This is a genomic window from Paraburkholderia sp. CHISQ3 (assembly GCF_030464945.1).
Lineage (GTDB): Bacteria > Pseudomonadota > Gammaproteobacteria > Burkholderiales > Burkholderiaceae > Paraburkholderia > Paraburkholderia megapolitana.
The window spans coordinates 226,609-244,368 of sequence record NZ_JALPRG010000008.1 but is presented as its reverse complement, the minus strand read 5'-3'; the positions used below and the strand labels follow the sequence as shown (position 1 = coordinate 244,368).

The 17,760-nt window shown below is 59.0% G+C and carries 15 protein-coding genes; 9 read left to right on the top strand and 6 right to left on the bottom strand.

Annotation, left to right across the window (positions count from 1 at the left end; all coding sequences use genetic code 11):
• Window positions 1-26 precede the first annotated feature (26 nt).
• On the top strand, window positions 27-914 hold the full coding sequence (locus M0D65_RS20670; RefSeq protein ID WP_091009161.1) for a LysR substrate-binding domain-containing protein: 888 nt from the start codon (window positions 27-29) through the stop codon (window positions 912-914).
• A 154-nt stretch (window positions 915-1,068) separates the two neighbouring features.
• On the opposite strand, the gene M0D65_RS33150 is transcribed toward M0D65_RS20670, so the two are convergent.
• Window positions 1,069-3,066 carry a zinc-binding dehydrogenase gene (locus M0D65_RS33150; protein ID WP_308076694.1) on the bottom strand — a complete coding sequence of 666 codons (1,998 nt, stop codon included), beginning with the start codon at window positions 3,064-3,066 and terminating at the stop codon, window positions 1,069-1,071.
• A gap of 104 nt (window positions 3,067-3,170) precedes the next feature.
• Here M0D65_RS33150 and M0D65_RS20655 point away from each other — a divergent pair, with 104 nt between their 5' ends.
• Window positions 3,171-4,076: a LysR family transcriptional regulator gene (locus M0D65_RS20655; RefSeq protein ID WP_266254335.1), complete on the top strand. Its 906-nt coding sequence runs from the start codon at window positions 3,171-3,173 to the stop codon at window positions 4,074-4,076.
• A gap of 2 nt (window positions 4,077-4,078) precedes the next feature.
• Here M0D65_RS20655 and M0D65_RS20650 read toward each other — a convergent pair whose 3' ends face one another.
• Window positions 4,079-4,720, bottom strand: a complete 642-nt coding sequence (locus M0D65_RS20650; RefSeq protein ID WP_266254334.1) for a TetR/AcrR family transcriptional regulator — start codon at window positions 4,718-4,720, stop codon at window positions 4,079-4,081.
• A gap of 89 nt (window positions 4,721-4,809) precedes the next feature.
• Here M0D65_RS20650 and M0D65_RS20645 point away from each other — a divergent pair, with 89 nt between their 5' ends.
• On the top strand, window positions 4,810-5,988 hold the full coding sequence (locus M0D65_RS20645; RefSeq protein WP_266254333.1) for a 4-hydroxybenzoate 3-monooxygenase: 1,179 nt from the start codon (window positions 4,810-4,812) through the stop codon (window positions 5,986-5,988).
• Window positions 5,989-6,032: 44 nt separating this feature from the next.
• Here M0D65_RS20645 and M0D65_RS20640 read toward each other — a convergent pair whose 3' ends face one another.
• Window positions 6,033-7,019 carry an alpha/beta fold hydrolase gene (locus M0D65_RS20640; protein ID WP_266254434.1) on the bottom strand — a complete coding sequence of 329 codons (987 nt, stop codon included), beginning with the start codon at window positions 7,017-7,019 and terminating at the stop codon, window positions 6,033-6,035.
• 116 nt (window positions 7,020-7,135) lie between these two features.
• On the opposite strand from M0D65_RS20640, the gene M0D65_RS20635 reads away from it, so the two are divergent.
• Complete coding sequence (locus M0D65_RS20635; RefSeq protein ID WP_266254332.1) at window positions 7,136-7,756, top strand: nucleotidyltransferase domain-containing protein; 621 nt, start codon at window positions 7,136-7,138, stop codon at window positions 7,754-7,756.
• A gap of 81 nt (window positions 7,757-7,837) precedes the next feature.
• On the opposite strand, the gene M0D65_RS20630 is transcribed toward M0D65_RS20635, so the two are convergent.
• From M0D65_RS20630 to M0D65_RS20620, 3 genes are all read right to left on the bottom strand, one after another.
• Complete coding sequence (locus tag M0D65_RS20630) at window positions 7,838-8,821, bottom strand: tetratricopeptide repeat protein (protein ID WP_266254331.1); 984 nt, start codon at window positions 8,819-8,821, stop codon at window positions 7,838-7,840.
• A gap of 231 nt (window positions 8,822-9,052) precedes the next feature.
• The gene (locus M0D65_RS20625; RefSeq protein WP_266254330.1) at window positions 9,053-9,994 is read right to left on the bottom strand and encodes a DMT family transporter; all 942 of its coding nucleotides are present in this window, start codon (window positions 9,992-9,994) and stop codon (window positions 9,053-9,055) included.
• A gap of 144 nt (window positions 9,995-10,138) precedes the next feature.
• Window positions 10,139-11,092, bottom strand: coding sequence for an NAD(P)-dependent alcohol dehydrogenase (locus tag M0D65_RS20620; protein ID WP_266254433.1), 954 nt, complete (start codon window positions 11,090-11,092; stop codon window positions 10,139-10,141).
• Window positions 11,093-11,239: 147 nt separating this feature from the next.
• Here M0D65_RS20620 and M0D65_RS20615 point away from each other — a divergent pair, with 147 nt between their 5' ends.
• The 5 genes from M0D65_RS20615 (at window position 11,240) to M0D65_RS20595 (ending at window position 17,682) form a co-directional block, all read left to right on the top strand.
• On the top strand, window positions 11,240-12,157 hold the full coding sequence (locus M0D65_RS20615; RefSeq protein ID WP_266254329.1) for a LysR family transcriptional regulator: 918 nt from the start codon (window positions 11,240-11,242) through the stop codon (window positions 12,155-12,157).
• A complete protein-coding gene (locus tag M0D65_RS20610) occupies window positions 12,154-14,151 on the top strand; it encodes an aspartyl protease family protein (RefSeq protein WP_266254328.1) in 1,998 nt (665 codons plus the stop codon). The genes M0D65_RS20615 and M0D65_RS20610 overlap by 4 nt, the downstream gene beginning before the upstream one ends.
• Before the next feature lie 18 nt (window positions 14,152-14,169).
• On the top strand, window positions 14,170-14,802 hold the full coding sequence (gene yfcF / locus M0D65_RS20605; protein WP_266254327.1) for a glutathione transferase: 633 nt from the start codon (window positions 14,170-14,172) through the stop codon (window positions 14,800-14,802).
• A 111-nt stretch (window positions 14,803-14,913) separates the two neighbouring features.
• Window positions 14,914-15,765, top strand: coding sequence for an AraC family transcriptional regulator (locus M0D65_RS20600; RefSeq protein ID WP_266254432.1), 852 nt, complete (start codon window positions 14,914-14,916; stop codon window positions 15,763-15,765).
• Between the two features lie 303 nt (window positions 15,766-16,068).
• Window positions 16,069-17,682, top strand: a complete 1,614-nt coding sequence (locus tag M0D65_RS20595) for a tetratricopeptide repeat protein (protein WP_266254326.1) — start codon at window positions 16,069-16,071, stop codon at window positions 17,680-17,682.
• Window positions 17,683-17,760 lie beyond the last annotated feature (78 nt).

The following is a 17,760-nucleotide window of genomic DNA, read 5'->3' as shown; positions in this document are numbered from 1 at the left end:
GGCAATTGTGAGTAGAATTTGACGTCATGCCGACTCCCATTCCTCCGCTGCAGGCTCTACGTGCGCTCGAAGCGGCGGCGCGCCGCCGCAGCTTCAGCCGTGCTGCCGAAGAACTTCATTTGACGCACAGCGCCATTAGCCACCATCTGCGGGGGCTCGAAGCGCAGCTCGGCGTAGAGCTGTTCCGCCGGGCCGGCGCGCGCATGATCCCGACAGCCGCCGGCGCGCAACTAGCGGATCGCGTGCGTCACAGCCTCGACGACCTGAGCGAGGCACTCGATGCCGCGCGGCGCGGTGTCGGCGCAGCAGGCGTGACGCGGCTCGAACTGAGCGGGATGTCCGACTTCCTGTCGGTCTGGCTGATTCCGCGGCTCGGCGACTTCTACGAAACCCATCCACTGATCGACCTGTCGCTGCATATGCACGCGAACGTCGTGCCGCCCGATCCGTATTCCGTCGATATCGGCATCTGGCACCGGCGGGTGGACGAGCCGGGGTTCGTCGCCCGCAAGCTGCTCGACGACCAGGTAGTCGCCGTGTGCAGCCCGACGCTGCTCGCGCGCTATCCGGCGTTTCGCATCGAAGACCTGCCGGAGATGCCGCTGCTGCGCTTCTCGCGGCGCTCGTGGCGCGACTTCTTCGAGGCAGCCGGCATCGCCGCCGACGAACCCGATCGCGGGCCGATGTTCGACGACGCAGGCTTGCTGCTGCAGGCGACCGTCGCCGGGCAAGGCGTCGCGACCGCGCGTCTGCAACTGGCGCGCGCGTTTCTCGAGCGCGGCGAACTGGTCCAGCTCGGTCACGTGAGAATCCCCGCTTCGCTCGACTACTACTTCACCTGGCGCGAGGGGCATCCGCGGGAAGCGACGATCCAGCAGTTCTATCGCTGGCTGAAAACGCAGCTCGCACGTTGACGTTCGCCGGACCGCCAGTCCATTGCGACTCGCTTGATACGTACCCGCGCTACCCGTAGTGACCTTATTGACAATGATTCTCATCTTCAATAAAGTCACCGGGCTTTACTTACATCTACCATTCAGCCTGCGCAGCAGGTTACTGCGCAGCAGGTTACTGCGCAAACCGGATCACTCCTTTGCCGCGTCCGTACCCGATCTTGTTCTGCTCGATGGCATCTGCAGCGCCTGCTACTTCTGTGACCTTCGCGATATCCACTTTCACGTCTCCTCGCGCGATCATCGCTACGATGTTCGCGAGTTGCGTCTGGTCGGGACGCATCTGGAACCACACACCGTTCTTGCCGGGCGGGATCTGCGCGAGGATATCTGGAGCGGCCGTGCTGACAATCCTGCCTCCCGCGCGCAACACCTGCCACGAATCGGCTAGTGTCGTGCCTCCCACGAGATCGAGCACGAGGTCCACATCCGCCACACGTTCGTGGAACGCAGCAGTCCGATAGTCGATCACGTCGTGCGCGCCGAGCGAGCGCAGGTAGTCGGTATGTGTACCGCGTGCAGTGACCACCACACGCGCGCCAGCACGCCGCGCGAACTGCACCGCGAAGCCGCCTACCCCACCCGCCGCACCGTGGATCAACACGGTTTGACCGGCGATCAATCCCCCTGCGTCGAACAGCGCCTGCCATGCAGTCAGCGCAGTTACGGGGATAGCGGCCGCGTGTACGTCGTCCAGATTTGCTGGCGTCGGCGTGAGATTGGCGGCAGAAATCGCGACTCGATCGGCGTACGCACCGAGCCCACCCATCGCGCCCATCACGCGATCGCCGATCGAAAAGCCGGTCACGCCAGCGCCGAGCGCGATCACTTCGCCGGCAAGTTCGCTACCCAGCGTGACAGGAAACGTCAACGGAAAAGCGCCGTGCAGCAAACCGTCGCGAACCTTCCAGTCGAGACCGTTCACACCCGCCGCATGAACACGAACTACAACTTCGCCTGCGGCAGCAACCGGCTCGGCAATCCGATCGATCTGTACCGCGTCGCTACCGCCGTAAGCATGAATACGAAGCGCGCGGTTCGTCGCGTTGCCGGCGTCGAGTGCCGGGTAATCGATGTAGCCGTCAGGACCGGGCGAGTAAAACGTATTCCGGTCCGGCGCGTTGAGCGGAGCGTCTGCAAGAAACCGGTGCGGCAGATCGGGGTTCGCCAGATACAGGCTGCCGAGCACGACAGCATCCGCTGTCCCTTCCGCGATCACGGCCTGGGCTGTCGCTTTCGTCAACGCGCCGCCGCGCAAATAAGCACCATCGAACAGCGGCCGCAACACACCGTGATAGTCGAACCCGCTCTTCGACCATGCGACGTGCAGATAAGCCAGCTTCAGCGGTGCAAGCTGTTCCACCAGGTAGCGATAGGTTTCCTGCGGCGCGGCATCGACGATGTCGTTAAAGCCCATCTCCGGCGAGATCTTGATGCCGACGCGGTCGCTGCCTGCTTCTTCAGTCATCGCGGCGAGCACCTCCAGAATGAAGCGCGCGCGATTCGCCAGCGAGCCGCCGTACTGGTCCACGCGCTGATTCGTGCCCGTCGACAGGAACTGCTCCGGCAGATACCCGGACGCGGCATGCAGTTCGACGCCGTCGAAGCCGGCATCGAGTGCGTGACGTGTGGCACGCCGATACTCATCGACGACACCGGCAACCTCTTCAGTCGACAACGCACGCGGCGTGACGAAATCCTGCAGCCCGGATGCGGTCCATACCTGGCCGGCTGGACGAATCGCGGAAGGGGCAACCGGCGTGGCGCCACCGGGCAGCATATCCGGATGCGAGATGCGGCCGGTGTGCATCAGTTGCAGGAAGATGCGGCCGCCTTTCGCGTGTACTGCCGCGGTGACCGCGCGCCATGCATCGATCTGCGCAGCGGAGTGGATGCCCGGCGTGCGGACGTAGCCCTTGCCCATCAGCGACGGGTACGTGCCTTCCGTGATGATCAACCCTGCGTCGGCGCGCTGGCCGTAATAGACGGCGACGAGGTCTGAAGGCACACCGCTGTCGTCGTCGGCGCGGGAGCGTGTCATCGGGGCCATCACAAAGCGATTGCGAAGGGTATAGCGCCCGATCCGGGCGGTACTGAAAAGGTCGTTGCTCATGTCCGTTCTCCTGGTTAGGTCGGCATGGAGGCATCTTGCATTGCTTCATTAATGGATTAAACAGGCATAATTGAAAATACTGATCCACTAATGGAGCAATCGACATGGAAGTGCTCAATGGCATGCGCCTGTTCGTCGAAGTCGCGAGAACCCGGAATTTTCGTCGTGCCGCCGATGCGCTGGGGATGCCGAACTCGACGCTGTCGCGGCAGATCGCGGAACTCGAGAAAGCCGTTGGACTACGGCTTTTGCATCGCTCCACGCGCAAGGTGGAGCTCACCGAAGCCGGTGAGGTGTATTTCAAACGCTGCCAGAGCATCGTCGAAGAAGCGCTCTCCGCGCACGAAGCGCTGCGCGATGTGGCGACGAAACCGGGCGGAACGTTGCGTGTTTCGATGCCGGTCGATCTTGCGACCGGCTATCTCGCGCCGATCCTGAGCGACTTCGCGCGAACCTATCCGTTGATCGATTTCGAATTCGACGTGACGCCGCGGCGTATTGATTTACAGACCGAACCGTTCGATCTGGCGATCCGGATCGGCGAGCCGCCCGCTGCGCCGTCGATGCTCGTCGCGCGGCCGATCGGGTTGTTGCCGCGGTATCTCTATGCTTCGCCGGATTATCTGAAGGGTGCGCCGACGCTCAAACATCCCGACGATCTGGCGTATCACGTGATGTGCGTCGGGCAAGGGGCGACGAAACAGCAGGATGGGTCGAGGACACTGCATCGTGGCGATGAAACTGTGACGGTCGTGACCGGGACGCGTTTTGCAATGAATAGCGTTGGTTTGGCTCGTGCGTTTGCGAAGCTTGGTGTCGGCATCGCTGTGCTGGATGACGTGCTTGCTCGCGAGGACGTTGCGTCGGGGCAGTTGCGGCGCGTGCTTCCGCAATGGAGTCTCGCGCCTGTGCCTGTGCATGCGATTACTGAAACGCGGTTGTTGCCGGCTCGGACGCGGTTGTTTATTGATTTTTTGAGGGTACGGTGGGAGGGAGTGGCGGGTGTTTAGTGTCACTCCGGCAGCGTCTGCGGACCTGCGCGAATTCCGAAGTAAGTGATGAGCATGTCGCAGAGCAGATCGGCCTGACGAACAAGTTTTACCGCTGAGGTTCGCTCGTCCGTGGTTCTTTCAGCGAAGCTTGTGACCAGCAGAACGATGAAGTTGACGTCGAAGTCGAGATCTTCCGTATCTGCGATTTCAAGCGCGTCTTTGATGAACGCCTTTGTCAGGGCTGCGCCCTCTGCAATCAGCGCCTTGAACTCCTTCGTCTGCTTGAGATCAATCGCTGCCGTCTTCAATGCCTGACGCAGGTCCGCTTCCGCTGCCTCGATTCTGAAAAACTCGCGAATAAATTCCCGTAGCTTGCTCGGGTGATCGGAGCCAGATTGCTGGAGGATTGGCGATAGCTTCGCAAGCTGTCTTTCCCAGGCCGTCTGGGCTACATAAAAGAGCAAAGCCTGCTTGTTCGGAAAGTATTGATAGAACGAGGCAATGTTGACACCGGCCCTGTCGCAGACCTTATTGGCCGTGAAGCCGCCAGGCCCCTCACGACGCAAAATGTAAGTGGCAGCCTCCGCAATGGCGGCGACCGTCGCGATAGACCGCTCCTGTTTCGCCTGCTTTTTCAATGAGATATCTATCTTTTGCTTCACGTCGCAATTGACTCCAGCAATGTGATTAGAGAATGTAACTAAAAAATTATATTCTGATTCCATCGAAATCAAACGACGGAATGAACATCATGGAAGCAAATCGCGAGGAAACCTCGGTTGTCGTCATTGGCGCTGGCGTGTCGGGTCTGACGCTGGCGACCTTCCTCCAGGATGCGGGGGTGAATTGCGTGGTACTGGAGCGGCGCGATCGTGCAAGCATCGAAGTACGTCAACGCGCCGGTGTCGTTGAAGCGCGCGGCGTGCGCATGTTTGAGAGGTGGCGGTTGGCCGATAAGCTTCTAGGCGGCCCTGTCGCGCAGACCATTGATTACCGCGTGAATGGCGTAGGCCGCATCTTCGAAACATCAGGAGACGACGGCAGCGAAGGTCGGTTTTGCACACAGCAGATGCTGGTCGGCAACCTGTTGCAGGAACACATTGACCTAGGTGACGGCGACGTCCGCTTCGCGGTTGCGGACGTCGCAATCTACAACGAACGGGACTGTCGACCGAGCGTCAGCTATTCCGATTCGACTGGTCCGCACGAAATTCTTTGCGACTACATCGTAGGGTGTGACGGCGATCGCGGTGTTAGCCGGGCCTCGATTCCCGATGGTGTTCTCAGCAAGTTTAGTCACGAGTTTGGCTATGCTTGGTTGGCTGCCCTGGTCGAGGCTCCAGTAACCGGACAACCGATCATGGGCGTAAGCGATCACGGTTTCGTCGCGCAACTGCCTCGCGGCCCCAGTAGAAGCCGGTACTACCTCCAGTGCCCACTCAGCGATGGCCCCGGGGACTGGCCCGATGAACGACTCTGGAATGAAATCCGGCTGCGACGGTGCGACAGCACGATCCAGAATGCCGTGGTGCATGACAAGGACTTCGTCCCCCTGCGCTCCGTGGTCTATGCGCCGATGCAATACCGGAATCTTTTCCTGGCTGGCGATGCCGCACACCTTGTGCCACCTACCGGTGCGAAGGGAATGAATCTCGCCCTGTTCGATGTTGATGTCCTCGCCCAAGCGTTGACAGGCGCGGTGCGGCATCACGACACGACCGGGCTGGAGCGTTATTCCGATACCGTTCTGCCGCACATCTGGAAGTATCAAGAATTCAGTGTCTGGATGACGGAAACGATGCACGACGCTGGCGATGCGACGCAGCACGGAACGTTTCGCCAGATGATCGCCCGTGCGCGTCTTGATACGTTGTTCGATTCATCGACGGCGGGTCGACTGCATAGTGAGTATCAACGTGGAGATATTTGAGCGTTGGTCTGTGATGAGCATGTGACGCCGCGGCGTATTTATCTCTACTGCTCTGCAAGAAAATGGCCTACGTCACGACCAAAACGCACGGGCTGCTCGACAAACATAAAGTGACCACTACCCGAATAGATCAACAGCGTCGCTTGTTGCAGATTTCGCGCAAGCGCACGTTGCACCTCAACTGGAGTTTGAAAATCAAGTTCTCCGGCGATGATCAGTACCGGCATGCTAATTCTCGCGAACTTCACAAAACGGTAGCGCGTAAGGCCTTTGTTGAGCAACGCTTGAAAGCTCTCACCGGAATTGCCAAGTCCGTCGGCCGAGTCTGTATCTTCAACCATCCGTGCGACTCGTATATCCGGGAACATATTGCGATCTATGTAGATCTGTTCGCGCTGGTCCTGGTAAGCCTCGAAGGGATCGCAGCGCGGAAACGTAACGCCAGCAACAGCTTTGACAGCACGTGTATAGGCGACTGGATCGGAACTTTCCAGGCGCCTGCATTGACTGTCCATGAGTGCGGGCATGTCGTTCGCAGTTCCCGCCAGAACAAGCCGAGATACGTGTTCTGGATATCTGGCGGCGTACTCCAGCGCGAGAATCGTGCCGAACGAATGACCGATGATGTCGATACGCTGCACTCCTAGTTGTATCCGCAGTTCTTCAATATCCTGCACCATTCGGTTGATGGAATACGCACTCGAATTTTTTGGACGTTGCGATCGACCACTGCCGCGTTGATCAAGATAGATCATTCGAAGATGCTGCTCTAACTCAGGACCTGCATATCGTGCGAACGTCTGGCTTCCCTCTCCCGGTCCTCCGTGAAGAAAGACAACCGGTGTCCCATTGGGTTGCCCCGCTTCGCGGTACCAGAGACGTACGCCGTCACTTGTCTTGAACACGTGGCTATTCGCAGGGACCGCGGCCGATTGAGGTGCACTGGTTGAGCGAGACACCGGGGCATCGGTGACGTTGCCCGTAGCGTGCGCACTGATTCCGATAAAAAGCGTCACCGAAGCGCAAAGCATCGTAAGGTGTTTCATATCTTGATTGCGTAGTTCCGTGGTTTGGCTAATCTCAGTCATTCGACGGCAGCGGACGAATCCGCGACAATCGCAAGATCGCTAACAGAAGACTATCCAAGATGACTAACAGCGAGTTGATAAACACACTAGCCGAAGACCTTCGTTTAACGTACGGCTGCCATACAGCAATTCTCTATGGCTCGCGCGCACGTGACGACTGGGACGCTACGAGCGACATCGACGTCATTGCCTTCCGGGATGTCGGCGGTCAGCAACGTGTAGCCTCACGGTGGAACGGTGTGTTTCTCGATCTGTTCATACATTCGACGAACGATACAGTAGAACCGGGCTGGATCAGGATCAACGGTGGCCGGGTGCTCTTTCAGGTAGATGGGTTTGGTGACAAGGTGCTTCTTGAAACAAAGGCGCTTTTCGACGCAGGGCCCGAGGAAGTGCCTGCGGCGGAGTTGCATGTGCGAAAGGTCTGGGCAGAGAAGATGCTCGAAAGAGCGGCCAAGGGGGACGTAGAGGGAGACTATCGTCGCCACTGGCTCCTGTTCACCTTGCTTGAAGATTACTTTGCTGCTCGCGGTGAGTGGTACCTGGGTCCGAAGCGGAGTTTTCGGGCGCTAAGCGAGACTGCGGGAGAGCATTTCGGTTTGTTTGAGGCTGCACTGAAGCCTGATGCTTCGCTTGCTGCTGTTAGAGCGGTGATTGATGTGACCTTCAAGGGCGTATAGCAGCTAGGGACAGTCGGTCGAGAATGGCAAAAGATCGTCAACATTGCTACATGCGCTCGTGCGGTCACAGCGCCCTAAGCTTCATGGACTTGAATCGGGATGGGTCGCCTGGTACGCTTGCAAACGGCTCGCGTACACGGCGGCTTTCTGTTCGTCGCCCATCGCGTGATAAATTTCCCTAAGCTCATCCAGGACATCCGGGTTTGTTGTTCCGATAGCGTCGTATTCAGTAAGCAACTGTTGCTGAATCGCCAGCGCTTCGTTGTTTCTTCCCAAAAGACGTAGCGTCCAACCCACGGAGCACCATGCTTGACGTGTGCTCTCTGCGCCCCCGGCGCGTGTACGGAGCGCAAGCGCAATGCGGAATTGCTCGAGCGCTTCCGTGGAACGACCGAGATCGTTAAGTGCGCCTCCAATATTATTGCGTAGGGATGCCTCCCACTTTTGCGCCTTAGGATCAGAAGAATTCATGGCGATTGCGAGCGCTCGATCATCCAATCGCAATTGATCCGCGGGGGCCTTATCGACGAAGGCCATCATGTGAAGTGCGTCCACGGCCAGGTCGTCTAGATGCTGTTCGCTAGCCAGACGAAACGCCTCACTATATTCATTTCGCGCTTCGCGCTGCATCTCCCGCGACGGTCCTCCCTCAGTCGAGACAGCCGAGGCAAACGTGCGGCCACGTTCCAGGTGGTAGCGTACGCGTGCTTCCGGTGAGACGTGAGCGAGTTTGGGTTTGAGATCTTCGAGAATCTGACGCGCCTGGGCGGAATTACCACGCAAACCATAGGTTCGTGCGATTTGAGTCTGGAGAATGAATGCCTGGTTAGCATCGGCACCTGCGAGCGCGGAACGGAAGCGTTCCTCACTTTGCGCCGGCGAATTCCAGTTCCAAAGCTGATCGATGTCTATTGGAACGGCCAGGAGCGTTCGCGGAAAACCCATCGCAAAGAGAAATGCGAGCGCGATATAGAGCGGCACGGACCTGGGTTGTCGCCTTGTCGGATGGGCTGATCGAAGAGAACGATTTCTAAGGTAGTGTTGCGTCGCTTCGATCTTGTTCATAGGTCGCCGGTTTATAGAGGGCCTAATTGGTGAGACCGTATGTTGACACAAAGGAGAGTATGCAAACCCCGTCGTCTGCCGGGGTCGGAATCGGGAGGTTTTATCGGGCAGTAGCCGGCCAGTCTGAGACCTCCGCCCCCCGCCGAAGATCGTCGGCAATCTTCGGAACGCCCGGTGATGCAGCAGATGCTTTCCGTTGACGCCTTTCTCACCAAACCCACCGGCGTCGATCTAATTTCCCGCAATCCCCTTTGCGCTTCGTTTCTCGATTGTGCGTGCAGGAATAGTCATCGCTGCTACACCGCTAACAACGCATCCCAGCCCCAGCCACGCCGACGTAGACAGCGACTCTCCGAGAAATACGATGCTTATCGCAACCCCAATCGGCACCCGCAGGTAGGCCTGTGCCGTTGTACCAATCGACCCCAGCGTTTGCACCAATCGAAAATAAATGACGAACGCGATAGCTGTCGAAAAGAGCGCGAGCGCTACAAGTGCGCTGAGTGATTGCAATGACGGATGGAGCGTCCACGGACGATCGACCACCAGACTGAGCGGAACAAGCAAGATCGCGCCGACAATCAGCGAACCTGCGGCAGGAGCGATGGGAGGAAGTCCTTTAAAAGACCGTCCATAGATTGCCGCCGCCGCATAGCAGACCGTGGCCGTGACAATCGCCAGTTGAGGAACAAGCTGCCGTCCCAGCCCTTCGAAGGCGTTAACACCCACGACCAGGCATATACCCGCAAGCCCCGCGACGACTCCAAACAGTTTACGAGGCGTTAGATGTTCATGGCCGGTGACGAGCCACGTTGCGAGAAAAGCAAGGACCGGCGACGCGGAATTGAGGATCGTTGCCAGGCCCGCGTCAACCGAACGCTCCGCCCACGCGATCAGCGTGAAAGGAACCACACTGTTCAACAGTGCCTGCACGAGGAAGCGACGCCATACTGCGGGATCGTTGGGCATCGGAATACGTTGCGCCCTCATCCAGAGCAGGAGCACCGAGCCGGCGATCATCGTTCTCCCAACAATGAGCGTAAGCGGAGGAATAGTGGTGACACCGATTTTGATGAAGGTGTAGGAAGCACCCCACAGTGTCGATAGCGCTAGCAGAAGAAGCAGGTCAAGGGCGGCTTTGGGTCCACCCTGCGTCGTTGAGGTTTGGGACAATTGGTTTCGCCGTGACTGGATCAGGATCGACGTGGCTCGTGGCAAGCCCGCAGGGATGAATTATGCAAGTACCCTGGAGTCGAACGCTTCAGCTTGCAGCGAAATGTCGATGGCGGTCGCGGCAACAGCAAATACACCCGCGGTTCATGCATCCAGATCGATGACGACCTTCCCAAAGTGCGCCGCACTCTCCAGGAACCGATAGCCCTCCACCGCAGCCTCAAACCCAAATACCCGATCAACGACCGGCTTAATCCCCGTCGTCGCAACTGCCCGCGCTGCATCCGCAAGATTCGCCGTCGATCCCGTATTGCTACCGACAATCCTCAACGTCTTGAGATTGATCGGCAGGATTGGAATTGACAGCTCCATGCCACTGACAAAGCCCACGACAAAAATCGTTCCGGCGATAGCCGCCGCGTTCAGAGACCGCGCAAACGTGGTCGCGCCGACCGTCTCGACGATCAGGTCGGCGCCCATCCCATCTGTTGCGGCGAGCACAGCGTCGTCCCAGGCCGGCGTCGACTGATAATTGATCGTCAGATCTGCACCCAACGTGCGGGCACGCTTGAGTTTCTCGTCCGACGAGGATGTGATGATGACGCGCGCGCCCACCGCCTTGGCAAATTGCAACGCAAACAGGCTCACCCCACCGGTGCCAAGCAACACGACCGTCGACCCCGGACGAACCCGCCCTGTAACGATCGCGTTCCAGGCTGTCGTTGCAGCAATCGGAAGCGTTGCGGCTTCTGCAAAAGTGAGCTGATCGGGAATCGGAACCAGAGACGTAGCAGGAACCACCGCGTAGTCGGCCAGCGATCCCGGCATGGTGACGCCACGCATGCGCGTCGCAGCCGCGGATGTCAGCGGTCCCGCAGCCCAGTCGACCAGCAACCCGGGGACCACTCTGTCACCAACGGCCCAACCCTTCACCCGATCGCCGACCTCGACGATCTCACCCGCGCCGTCAGTGCCGGGAATAAACGGCGCGCTTCGGCTCCCCAATCGCCCCCACGCAACCATCAAGTCGAGATAGTTCAGGCTCGCGGCGCGCAAACGGATTAGCACTTCGTCATGCGCCGGGCTCGGTGTCGGCATATCGACACGCTTTATGGAAGCCAGCGAATGGTCGGTCAGGTTGAAAGCGCGCATGAAAATCTCCGGTTCGCAATGGAGAGGATCGTAACAGCGCCCAATCGCTATAATTCATCGCTAGAACACAACATCCATGCATGTGGTGCACTAATGAACAGCGACGAAGCGGACCAGACCGAAGCGTTCCTTGCCGTGGTGGAATCGGGAAGTTTTTCGGCGGCGGGACGCAAGCTGGGTCGCGATGGGTCGGTGATCTCCCGGCGAATCGCTGCCCTCGAAGCACGTCTTGGTATCCGCCTGCTGGAACGTTCGACGCGCCGTGTAGCACCGACTGAAGCGGGCATCCGTTTTCGCGCCCGGGTCCATGAGGCGATGGACATGATGCGTGCCGCTGAAGACGAAGCGAGAGCCATGGCCGCATCACCGACGGGTCTATTGCGCGTGAGCCTCCCTTTGGCCTTCGGGCGCAGGTGGATTTCGCCGCGGTTGCCTGAATTCCTCGCGCGCTATCCGGCGCTTCGTGTCGAGGCAACCTACACCGACAGGTACGTCGACCTCATCGCCGAGGGCTTCGATGCAGCGGTCCGGCTCGGTGAAATGAAAGACAGCAGGTTGATCGGCCGTCGCATTGCGGCGACGCGCCGACTGATATGCGCAGCGCCTTCCTATCTCGACCAACGACCCGCGCTGAACGAAGCAGAAGATCTGCTACGTCACGACTGCATTTGCTTCACGCGACTGACCACCCACCCTGTCTGGCACCTGCAACGCAACGGCAAGAACCGCGCTGTGCGAATCTCGGGGCGCCTCGAGACCGACGACGTCGAAGCCGTCGTTCACGCAGCGCTTGCCGGTATGGGCGTCATCATGGCGACCGACTGGCTCGTTGCGCGCGAACTCGCCGACGGTCGGCTCGTCCCGGTGTTGACGGACTGGACGGTGGGTGGAGAAGCCGCCGTGAGTGTCGTGCGCGCTTCCGTCCAGCATGAGCCTGCCAAGAGTCGCGCGTTCGTGGATTGGATGGTAGAGATCTTTGCAGCCGTGCCGTGGCAAGAAGCGGTGCGATGAGCAAAGCGATCGATGCGCTCGCGGTCGCGCCTTGGCGATATCCTCTTTACCTTCGAATGCGTTATTCGTCGACATCACACGATCTATCCATGCTCGCTTCCAGATTGCACCGACGATACTCATCACTCGCACTTCCCCGCATTTGCGGCCCGATCGTGTTGATCCTGGTTGGGCTTCTCTTCGGCACTGCACGAGCAGATGTCGCAGGAAGTACATCTAATGTCGCGCAAGGCGCTAGTAGCCAACGCAGTATCGTTCTGCCGACCGCACAGGCAGATTGCCGCCCTATGCTGATCGAAGGGACGGCGAGTTCAAAGGGTTTCGTCGGTAAGTTTTTGATCGCTAGCGATCCGCAAGCGCAGGTGGCGACGATCCAGGTAACCGATGCCGGGCCTGCGAATTTCGCTTTTGGTGTGTCGGGCTCTCATGCGTGGGTCAAGGGCGCGGATGGAGTTATCAGGGATGCGGACTTCGATGGCTATCGGGCGGGTATTGTCAGCGACGCGTATTGGCTAGGCGGCGGTCTATTGAATAGATGCTGGCCGGCGAAAATCGACTTTCTTAGAACCGATCGGATAGACGGTACGACGGTCGATGTCCTTGAGGTATTACCGTCGGGCGGCAAGGTCACAACGGCCTGGGTTTCTCACGCGACGCATTTGCCTCTGCGCTGGTCGCGCAGAGATGAACCCGATGTGGCGACAACGACATACTCCGACTACCGTCGTGTCGATAAGCAACTCGTTCCGTTCAGGCAAAGCATCGTGGATCGTGACAGCAATCGGTGGGATCTCAAGGACATCCGGATACAGTCTGGAATCGATCCGGCGATCGTCGCAGTCAAAGCACGGAAACCCGATGCGGTTGTGAACGACTATGGCATCGATGGGGGAGAAACCACGACGATCCCGATGAGTTCAAGGGAAAAACCACACGTCGATGTTTTCATCAATGGGAAAGGTCCGTTCAGTTTTCTGTTCGATACGGGGAGCGCGCTCACGCTATCGAGGGCCACGGCGCAAGCTGCAGGTCTTAAGCTGGTCGGAGAAGGACACGACACAGGGTTTGCCGGAATCGCGATCACGACACGATTCGCAAGAATCGAGGATTTGCGTTTAGGTGCGGCGCATGTGCGGGATCAATACGCCACCGTCTTCGACGACGCCTCAGGCGGGGTCGGCGCGCAGACTGCCGGGTTGATCGGCTACGAAGTGCTTGCGCGCTTTACTACGACTTTCGATTTTCCCCGGCGTACCGTCACGCTCTCTCTGACGCCGGATCGCACGGTACTCGACGATTCGCACGCGTTGCCTTTAATGCTCGACCACACCGTGCCGGTGGTAGCGGCTGAGATCGATGGCGTGGCAGATCATCTGTGGCTCGACACCGGGGCCAATACTGCACTCGTCGTCAATCGGGCGTTCATGAATGCCCATCCCGGTGCTGCGCCAAAGCGGCTCTATGACGTCAACGGTTCGTTAGGCGGCGTGGGCGGAAGCGGAGGAAGCAGGCTCGGACGCATTCCCCGCCTGACCATCGGGTCGAACACTTTCGCCGATGTCATCGCGATGTTCCCGGGCTTCGACCGTGGGCTAAATACAGATTCGGAATTTGCCGCTGATATGGGTACTCCTTTGCTTAAGTCGAGCGTTTTGACGCTCGATTACCCCTCACATCGTATCTGGCTCGCGAGACAGGATGCGCCGGTCGGTCCGGAGATTCCGGTCTATAACAGAGCGGGCTTCGGTATCGAATATGCGCACGGCGATGTTGCAACAGTGAGCTACGTCAGGGAAGGTTCCCCCGCCGCCGAGGTGGGCTTGCAGCAAGGCGATCGAGTGATAGAGATCGATGGGAAACCCGTCTCTGCGCAAGCGGTCTCGCTCGTTAAAGCGCAATTCGGAACCTTCGATAACACGCTCATAAAACTCGCCGTCCTTCGGGATGGCAAGGTGCTGGATTTCAATGTTCGACCGCGTGACTATATTCAGTGACCCATACAGGAGTGAAACTTGTCATCAACCAGTCTGCGCCTCTACGTCGATGCTCAATTCGCCAGTCCCTATGCGATGTCGGCGTTCGTGGCCCTTCGTGAAAAAGAACTGTCGTTTGAGCTCGTCACCATCGACCTTGCCAGCAAGGCAAACCATGAACATGGATACGCAGCAAGTTCACTCACGCAGCGTGTACCGACGCTGGTTCATGACGGTTTCGCTTTGTCCGAATCGTCAGCGATAGCTGAATATCTCGACGAGGTTTTTCCGGGAACCTCGCTGTACCCCAAAGACGCGATGCGGCGCGCACGGGCACGTCAGGTACAAGCATGGCTGCGAAGCGATCTCATGCCGATCAGGCAGGAACGCTCCACCGAAATCGTCTTTTATGGCGCTTCCGCACCGCCCTTATCTGCTGCCGCACTTTCCGCAGCAGGAAGACTGTTTTCTGCCTGCGAGTTATTGCTTACCGATCATTCGCCGAATCTCTTTAGCGAGTGGTGTATTGCAGACGCTGACCTTGCTCTCATGTTGAATCGACTGGTCCTGAATGGCGATACGGTGCCGCAAAGGTTGGCGGACTATGCTGCGCATCAATGGCAAAGGTCGTCTGTTCAACGCTGGGTTGCTATGAATCGTCCTCCGTTGTGAAGCCTTCGGAGCGGCGCCAGTAATCCAGCGCTCAAAGCTGGCCCGCAAGAACGATCAAATGCCCTCATCGGCTGTGCCATATATTCCTTGGAAAACTCTCTTTTGAACCCTATTGATCCGGTTGGCAAAGCGCTCTGGTTCATTGAAATCGAACTGGACGACGAACTCACTCTCGATGCGATTTCTGCAATTTGCGGAATGACACGCTTTGGTCTGTCGCGCATCTTCTCGATGAGTACGGGCTGGCCGGTGATGCGTTACGTCCGGTCCAGACGACTGACGCGTGCGGCGCGAACACTGACGCAAGGCGCACCGGATATTCTTCGCGTGGCGCTCGACGCCGGATATGGTTCTCATGAGGCGTTTACCCGCGCGTTCCGTGATCTCTTCGGCGTCACACCGGAAGAGGTGAGAGCACGGCGCAGTCTCGATGGTCTTTCTCTTGTGGAGCCGTTACGCATGAAGGAATCGAAAATCGTACCGATAGCGCCACTGCGCTTCGAGGTCGCCGAAAAGCTATTGATAGCAGGCATGAGTGGCCGCTTTACCTTTGAAACCAACGAAGGCATTCCTGCGCTTTGGCAAGCCTTTAACCCATACATCGGCAACCTCCCGGATCAGGTCAACGGCGTGACTTACGGTGTGTGCTGTAACCCGGATGCGGATGGCGGCTTCGAATATGTCGCCGGCGTAGAGGTGAAGAGTCGGGACCGCTTGCCTGCTTCACTGCGTTGCGTGGAGATTGAACCGCAGCGCTATGCGGTCTTTGTACATGGCGGGCACATATCTACGCTCCATCAGACGTTCTATAGCATCTGGAACGGGTGGTTGCCGGAGTCTGGATTGGAGGTGGCAGAGGCTCCGGAGTTCGAGCGGTACAGCGAGGACTTCGATCCTGTTGCGGGTACGGGCGTTCTTGAAATCTGGTTGCCAATAAAGAGCCCGGCGCGCCCATCGAACTGATCGAGCCCAATTGCCAACGCGCTCCCGAGGAGCAGTAGCCGAGGGCAATAAAACCAGGTTGTGTAACCAGGTTGGATCCATCCTGCTTCCGCGTACTAGAATCGCTCCAACAATGCAAAAACGCGCCGACGCGCATCTGCGCATCCGACGTGTCGCACAGAGCCATTAGAACTACGAGAAATACAGGCGCGAAAAGGGCCGAGTATGAACGCATCGGTGATGTGCCGCAGGGGGATTCGTGGGTTTAGTGCGATTGGCCTGGCGTTGATCGCAACCCGATTGTTCGCCGCATCCGAATCGGTGGTGCCCTCGTCCGAGCCGGTCGCTGCGATTGTCGACGCCACACGCAGCGATCCGAGCCAGGCGGACGACATTTCGCGGCTCGACGCCGATGACGCTCACGTACGCGCGATTCGAGCAGCGGCCGAGCAAGGCCAGCCGGAGGCCGAAGACGAGCTTGGCCGGCTGTATCAGGGTGGCCTCAGCATCCCGCGAAACAATGTCATCGCCGCACAGTGGTATCGGAAGGCTGCCGATCAGGGCTATGCGCGCGCGCAAAATCATCTCGGCTACGCGTACGAGAACGGACTCGGTGTGCCACAAGACGACGCGCTCGCGGTGCAATGGATGACGAAGTCGGCACAGGGTGGCTACGCGCCTGCGCAGTACAACCTCGGCTTGTTCTATGACGCTGGAAAGAACGGGCTACCACACGATGTCGATCGCGCGCTCGAGTGGTTTCGGAGCGCGGCAGCGCAGGCCTACGCACCGGCTCAGTTCCAGATTGGCGATCACTATCAACGTGGAATCGGCGTGTCGCAGGATTCAGCGACCGCCGCGCGCTGGTTGACGCTGTCCGCGCAGGGAGGATATGCGAAAGCGCAAACGGATCTCGGATACCTCTACCTGAAAGGTTTGGGCGTCGCACACGACGATGCACGGGCCGCCACACTGTTCACCCAGGCGGCGCTTAGCGGCGATATGGCCGCGCAAAGGAATCTCGCCATCATGTATGACCAGGGTATCGGCGTGCCGCGCGACGACGCGCTCGCGACCGGCTGGTTGAAGTCGGCCGCAATTCAGGGCGATGCGTTCGCGCAGTGGCAATTGGGCAACCGCTACAAAAACGGAATCGGTGTCGAACGCGACCCGGTTGCGGCGGTGGCCTGGTACCGCAAGGCCGCAGAGCAGGGCGATGCCGAGGGGATGATGTTGCTTGGCTACGGCTACGCGAAGGGACAAGGCGTTGCTCAAGACGACGCCGAGGCGTTCCGATGGTTCGCGAAGAGCGCCGAACAAGGCAACGCATTCGCCGAAGACTATCTCGCGGCATTTTATAAAGCCGGTCGTGGCACCGCGAAAGATGACGTACGTGCCGCCACCTGGTTTCGCAAAGCAGCCGAACAGGGCAACGCCGACGCGCAGAATAATCTCGCCCTCGCGTATCAGGCCGGTACCGGTGTCGCACGCGATCTTGACGCCGCAGCGATGTGGATGAGGAAATCGGCCGAACAAGGCGACGTGATCGGGATGTTGGTGTTAGGCAGCGACTACCTGTTCGGGCTCGGCGTCGCAAAGGACAACGCCAAAGGGTTTGCGTGGCTATCGAAGGCCGCCGCACTCGGCGACGTGCGCGCCGAAGTTTACGTCGCGAAGTGCTACGCGCTTGGCCTCGGTGTCGCGATCGATTACGGTCAGGCGACCGCGTGGTTTCGCAAGGCCGCCGAACAGGGCAACCCTGAGGCGATGTTCAACATGAGCCAGGCCTATCAGGACGGGTTGGGTGTCGAGCGCGACCCCATCCAGGCGCTCGAATGGCGTCGCAAATCGGCCGCGGCGGGATACGTGTCGACGCCCGCGCAGAGTGGCGGGGGCGGTGAAGTGAATACACAGATACCTGGGCAGCCGGTTCACTGACTGTCGAACGGCAGGAGCGCCCGATAACCCGTCTGATCGTGCCGGTCGAACAATGAGCGTCCGCTGACCGCCCAGGCA